At 62.5% G+C, this 3,327-nt stretch carries 3 protein-coding genes and 2 pseudogenes; 3 read left to right on the top strand and 2 right to left on the bottom strand.

Annotation, left to right across the window (positions count from 1 at the left end):
- The 3 genes from Q7O19_RS13415 to Q7O19_RS13405 form a co-directional block, all read left to right on the top strand.
- A partial coding sequence (locus tag Q7O19_RS13415) for a sodium/proton-translocating pyrophosphatase (RefSeq protein WP_303810986.1) occupies positions 1-957 on the top strand: 957 nt, incomplete at its 5' end.
- Positions 958-1,340: 383 nt separating this feature from the next.
- The gene (locus Q7O19_RS13410) at positions 1,341-2,570 is read left to right on the top strand and encodes a M23 family metallopeptidase (protein ID WP_303810985.1); all 1,230 of its coding nucleotides are present in this window, start codon (positions 1,341-1,343) and stop codon (positions 2,568-2,570) included.
- Between the two features lie 4 nt (positions 2,571-2,574).
- Entirely contained in the window at positions 2,575-2,928 is a 354-nt protein-coding gene (locus tag Q7O19_RS13405; RefSeq protein WP_303810984.1) for a polymer-forming cytoskeletal protein, read from the top strand.
- A 6-nt stretch (positions 2,929-2,934) separates the two neighbouring features.
- Here the strand turns inward: Q7O19_RS13405 and Q7O19_RS13400 are convergent.
- Both Q7O19_RS13400 and Q7O19_RS13395 read right to left on the bottom strand, forming a co-directional pair.
- Positions 2,935-3,181: pseudogene (locus Q7O19_RS13400) on the bottom strand (DUF1013 domain-containing protein); the annotation flags it as partial.
- A gap of 16 nt (positions 3,182-3,197) precedes the next feature.
- Positions 3,198-3,327 (bottom strand): annotated as a pseudogene (locus tag Q7O19_RS13395) (IS630 family transposase); the annotation flags it as partial.

Below are 3,327 nucleotides of genomic sequence, written 5' to 3'. Positions count from 1 at the left end.
ATCCAGGGCCTCGCCGTGTCGATGGAATCGACCGCGCTGCCCACGCTGGTGATCGTCGCCGGCATCATCGCCACCTTCAAACTGGGCGGCCTGATCGGCATCGCCTTTGCCGCCACCGCCATGCTGGCCCTGGCCGGTATGATCGTCGCGCTCGATGCCTATGGCCCCGTTACGGACAACGCCGGCGGCATCGCCGAAATGGCCGGGCTTGATGGCGAAGTGCGCCAGCGCACCGATGCCCTCGACGCGGTGGGCAACACCACCAAGGCCGTCACCAAGGGCTATGCCATCGGTTCGGCCGGCCTTGCCGCGCTGGTGCTGTTCGCCACCTACACCGAAGATCTGGCCCAGTTCTTCAAGGACGTACCGGTCGATTTCTCCCTGTCCAATCCATACGTGGTCGTCGGGCTGCTGCTCGGCGCGCTGCTGCCCTATCTGTTCGGCGGCATGGCGATGACAGCGGTGGGCCGCACGGCCCAAGCCGTGGCGCAGGATATTCGCGCCCAGTTCCGCGAAAACCCCGGCATCGCCACCCGCGAAGTGAAGCCCGATTATGCCCGCACCGTGGGCCTGGTCACCGCCGGCGCCATCAAGGAAATGATCGTGCCGTCACTGCTGCCGGTGCTCGCACCCGTGGTTGTCTATTACGTCATCACCGCCGTGGCTGGCCAGGGCAACGGCTTTGCCGCCTTGGGCGCGCTGCTGATGGGCGTCATCATCTCGGGGCTCTTTGTGGCCATCTCCATGACCAGCGGCGGCGGCGCGTGGGACAACGCCAAGAAAGTCATCGAACAAGGCGCCTACGGCGGCAAAGGCTCCCCCGCCCACCAGGCGGCGGTGACCGGCGACACCGTAGGTGACCCCTACAAGGACACCGCCGGCCCCGCCGTGAACCCGATGATCAAGATCACCAACATCGTGGCTTTGCTGCTGTTGGCGGCGCTTGCGGGACATTGAGGCGGCCTACCTTCGGGTGGGCTCCCCACCATCACCAGATCCGGAAGGGGCGGCCCACCAGCCGCCCCTTTCTTTTTCCGCGTCTCTCCCCGCTGCACCCGCTTTGCCAGTTTTGACAGAATCGCCGGAATTCAGGATTTTTTCCTCTAGCGATCAAGGCCCTAGCATGATGATAGGCCTGGCTCGTGTAGAACAGAACAGCAAGCAAGAACGCCTCTGGCGGGCAGGGGCTGAGCCCCTGCACCCGCTTTGAACGCAAACAAGACAATATCTTCGGCTCGGTTCGCCGAAGAAAAAGCACGTTTCGCCTTGGCTTTGGGCTAGGTGATCCGACCGCACTGTAATGCCCCGATAGCCGATGCGCGCCTGATCAGCTAAAAGCCATGCTGGGGGTCGATATTCTACCGATTCTAACATCAGGCAGGCTAGGAGCAGAATCCTGGCAAGCGATCCTGACGCGCTTGCGCGTCTGGTTCCCCGAGCGCGAGTTTTTCATGCGCGCCGACGGCCAAGTGCGCTTCATCCGGATTTCGAGTATTTTGCAGATGCGGATTGCCGGGGCAATCGCTGCTGCACTCTTGATCTGGATGATCATGGTGCTGTGGATGCTCATATCGGGGTTGATCAGTTCCTATGACCGCGCTGCGCTGCTGGAGCGTGAGGCAGCGGTTGCTTCGGCCGAGAGCCGTGTTGCAAAGTATCGCGGTGGCTTGGGCGCAGTGGCTGCCGATCTCGCCAAGCGGCAGGATTTCATCGAGAAAAGCGTGCAAGGGGCGATTGGCCCGCTACCGCGGGATTTGCCGCGCGGAACTGTTTCCGACAGCCGCGCGGAGGCGGACAAGACCGTGCGCAAGATTTCGATGGTCCTGCCAGAAGCAGCAGGGCTTGCGCAACTGGAGGCCCGCCAACTTGTATTTGTTGAGCAACTGACGCGCTATGCGGATGCGAGGGCGCTCCGCGCTGAGGCCGCTATGCGCCGGGTCGGGCTCAATCCGTCGGTCATCGCGGCTCAGGACCGCAATGCCACGGGTGGCCCGCTCATCCGATTGCTGACGGGGCCTGGCGATACGATCGACCCCCGGTTTGCTCGGTTGGGGGCCAGCCTTGCCCGCTTGAACAGCATGGTTCAGGGCCTCGCCCGTATTCCGAACACACTGCCCGCCGGCCTCCAATATATATCCAGCGGCTTCGGCTTCCGAAACGACCCGTTTACGGGTGGGGGCGCCTTTCATGCAGGGCTCGATTTTCGTGGCCCGATCGGAACGCCAGTCTATGCCGCTGCGGCAGGAAGAGTGAGCTTCGCCGGCGTGAAACAAGGCTATGGCCGTTGCCTTGAGATCAGCCATGGCAATGGACTGCTGACGCGTTACGCCCATCTTTCGCGGATCGGTGCGGGCGTGGGCCAAAGTGTCGCCGCTGGCAGCGCGGTAGGCGCTATCGGCAATAATGGGCGATCAACCGGTCCACACTTGCACTTTGAAGTGCGGATCGGCGACCGCGCGGTCGATCCGCGCCCCTTCCTTGAAGCCCCAGTTATGGAGTCGAAACCGCATGTTCGCCAAGAAGCCCGAGCCGACGTCTCCAGCCCCGGTTCGCCAGGCAGCGGCCAGTAACGCCATGGCCTCGACCTTTTCCGTGCTCGGCGCCGACTTGGTGATTAAGGGACACATCACCGCCAGCGCCGATCTGCATATCGATGGCCATGTTGAAGGCGACATCACGTGCGCTGCATTGGTGCAAGGCGAAGCAAGCGTCATCCACGGCGCAATCAAGGCGCAATCTGCGCGTCTCTCTGGCACAGTGCATGGCGGGATCGAAGTTGCGCAACTGACGATCTCTAAGAGCGCCCGCATTCACGGCGACGTTGCTTATGGCGCCGTGACAATGGAACAGGGCGCACAGGTTGAAGGACGGCTCAGCCACGGTCTCCCCGGCACAGACGGTGAGACCGCGCTGACTTTGGTTGATTAAGCCACCTCAGCTTTCCGAGCGGCCTTCCGCATGGCGCGCTTCGAGCCAGGCGTGTGCCTCAGCTTTCTGAGCCGCCGTGGAGCTGGCTGTCGTGCGCATCTCGCTCGGCTTGCAATTCCTCGATTAGCGCATCGCGGTCCGTGCCCAGCCGCACGTCGCTTGCGCCTTGGTCTTCTTCAATTCCACCGCGCTTCGCCGCTTTTGCGACCAATTCATCACGCTCGGGCTGCGAGCACAGGCCGAGGGTTGCGGGTTAGAGCGATTTTCGATCAGTCTGGATCATAGCCGCACGATGTGAAGTAGTTTGCGCATTCGTTTGGCTTGAAGATATCGACGAGCCTGCCGATCAGGTCCCAGAGGCCGTTCACGGTCCGCTCACCGATCTTTCTGAGCATGGCC

This window comes from Sandarakinorhabdus limnophila DSM 17366 (genome assembly GCF_945882885.1).
GTDB classification, from domain to species: Bacteria; Pseudomonadota; Alphaproteobacteria; order Sphingomonadales; family Sphingomonadaceae; genus Sandarakinorhabdus; species Sandarakinorhabdus limnophila_A.
Note: the sequence above shows the minus strand (reverse complement) of the source record. Positions and strands in the feature narration are given on the sequence as shown.